The sequence below is a fragment of the Streptomyces sp. NPDC005070 genome (assembly GCF_053600395.1).
In genome coordinates this window covers 1-2,138 of sequence record NZ_JBSFZS010000395.1, presented here as the reverse complement: position 1 = coordinate 2,138, position 2,138 = coordinate 1, and the positions used below count along the sequence as shown (strand labels likewise).

The window sequence follows — 2,138 nt, the reverse complement described above, 5'->3', positions numbered from 1 at the left end:
CACCGCGATGCGACCGTCCGGAGGGGCGCGCGACCGCCGCGAACCCGGCGCCCGCGAGTCGGCCGACCCGCTCCCTAGGATGCGACGCATGTCTGATGTCCCGCCCCGACCCGAGCCGTTCACCGCGCGGACCGACCCGGCCGCGCTCGCCGACCTCCGTTCACGGCTGCGCGCGACCCGCTGGCCGGACGCCCCCGAGGACGCCGGGTGGTCGCTCGGGACGGATCTCGCTTACCTGCGCGAGCTCGTCGCGTACTGGGCCGACGGGTTCGACTGGCCGGCGCGGGAGGCGGAGCTGGCCCGGTACCCCCGGTTCCGTGTGCGGCTCGGCGGGCTCGGCGTCCACTTCGTGCACGCCCGGGCCGTCGCACCGGCCGGGCCGGTCCTGCCGCTGGTGCTCAGCCACGGCTGGCCGGACTCGTTCTGGCGGTACACGAAGGTGATCCCGCTGCTGACCGATCCCGGCGCGTACGGCGGCGATCCGGCCGACGCCTTCGATGTGATCGTGCCCGACATGCCCGGCTACGGGCACTCCGACCGCCCCACCGGCCCGCCGCTCGACTCGATCGCCGTCGCCGGTCTGTGGGCCGAACTCATGGACGTCCTCGGGTACGAGCGTTTCGGCGCGGCCGGCGGCGACATCGGCAGCCATGTGAGCCGCTATCTGGCACTCGATCACCCCGGCCGTGTCGTGGCCGTCCACCGCATGGACGGTGGTCTGCCCGTGTTCGCCGGGGACCCCTCCGAGCTCACGCCCGAGGAGCGCGCGTGGATGGAGGGGGCCGCGGCCTGGGGCGGTGCCGAGGGCGCGTACGCCGCGATGCACCGCACGAAACCCCAGACGGCCGCCGTGGGGCTCACCGACTCGCCGGCCGCGCTCGCCGCCTGGATCGTCGAGAAGCTCCGGGCGTGGAGCGACTGCGAGGGCGATGTCGAGCGGTCCTTCACCAAGGACGAGATCCTCACGAACGTGACGCTGTACTGGCTCACGGGGACGATCGGTTCGTCGATGCGCATGTACAGCGCGAACGCGGCGATCCCGCCCGCCCAGTTGGCCCGCCGGGTCGAGGTGCCCTCGGGATTCGCCCTCTTCCCCGGCGACATGGTGCGCCCGCCGAGGGCGTGGCTGGAGCGCACGACGAATCTCGCGCGCCTCACCGAGCCGGCCCGCGGCGGGCACTTCGCCCCGTTCGAGGAACCCGAGATCTACGCGGAGGAACTGCGCGCGTTCTTCCGCCCCTACCGGGCCGCGGCGGCCGACCGGCCTCGCTCCACTTGACGAACCGGCCTCACTCGCGGGACTGGCCCGGGCTCGCGCATCCCAGCCTCGGAAGGAAGGGCCGGCTCGCGGCCGGGATACGGTCGCGGCAGCTCGGCCGCGTCCTGGAGTTCAAGCCGGATCTGACGGCACCGACGTGCTGCGGCGGCGAACTGGTGCGTGATCCGTTCGACGCCGACAGCGTGGAGGCGGAGTCCGACCGGGGCGTCGCGCCGCTGCGCGACAGCGGCATCCCCTCGGGGCCTTCGTCCCGTCCCGGCCGACGCGACCGGACGCCCGGCGTGTCCGTGCCGCGCGGCCCTCGCGCGGCCTGCCTACGCTCTACGGGAGGGCGCGGCGCGGAAGGACCGGCGAGGACTGCGATGGTGACGGGTTTCCCGTTCGTGGGACGCGAGGACGTGCTCGGTGAGCTGCGGGCAGCATGGGAGCACGCCGCCGCAGGCCGCGGCGGACTCGTCACCCTGACGGGAGCGGCGGGAGCGGGCAAGACCCGCGTCGCGGAGGAGGCCGCCGCACGCGCCGAGGGCTTTCGCACGGTGTGGACGTGGTGCCCGCCGGACGCCGTGGAACACGCGCTCAGGCCCTGGTCACGGTTGCTGCGCGAACTCGTCGCGGACGACGTGCGCTGCGGACGGCTGGTCACCGCGTCGCCGTCGCTGCGGGCGGTGCTCGCGGGGTCCGCGCCGGGCGGACGGACCGAGACGGACCCGGAAGCCGCGCGGGTGCGACTGGCGGGGGATGTCACCGAGATCCTGACGACGGCGGCACGGCGGCGGCCCCTGCTGCTGGTCCTCGACGACGTCCACGCGGCCGACGCCTCCTCGCTGCGACTCCTCCTGGAGACCGCGGACGCCGTGCG

2 protein-coding genes are annotated in these 2,138 nt (G+C 74.6%); both read left to right on the top strand.

Annotated elements, in window-relative coordinates; all coding sequences use genetic code 11:
* Positions 1–88 precede the first annotated feature (88 nt).
* A complete protein-coding gene (locus ACWEBX_RS39470) occupies positions 89–1,279 on the top strand; it encodes an epoxide hydrolase family protein (RefSeq protein ID WP_451889527.1) in 1,191 nt (396 codons plus the stop codon).
* 362 nt (positions 1,280–1,641) lie between these two features.
* On the top strand, positions 1,642–2,138 hold a 497-nt coding region (locus ACWEBX_RS39465; protein ID WP_451889526.1), incomplete at its 3' end, for an ATP-binding protein.

Excerpts from the sequence above, each read along its gene's own strand:
- ACWEBX_RS39470 (WP_451889527.1), top strand. The coding sequence starts at position 89 with ATGTCTGATGTCCCGCCCCGACCCGAGCCGTTCACCGCGCGGACCGAC.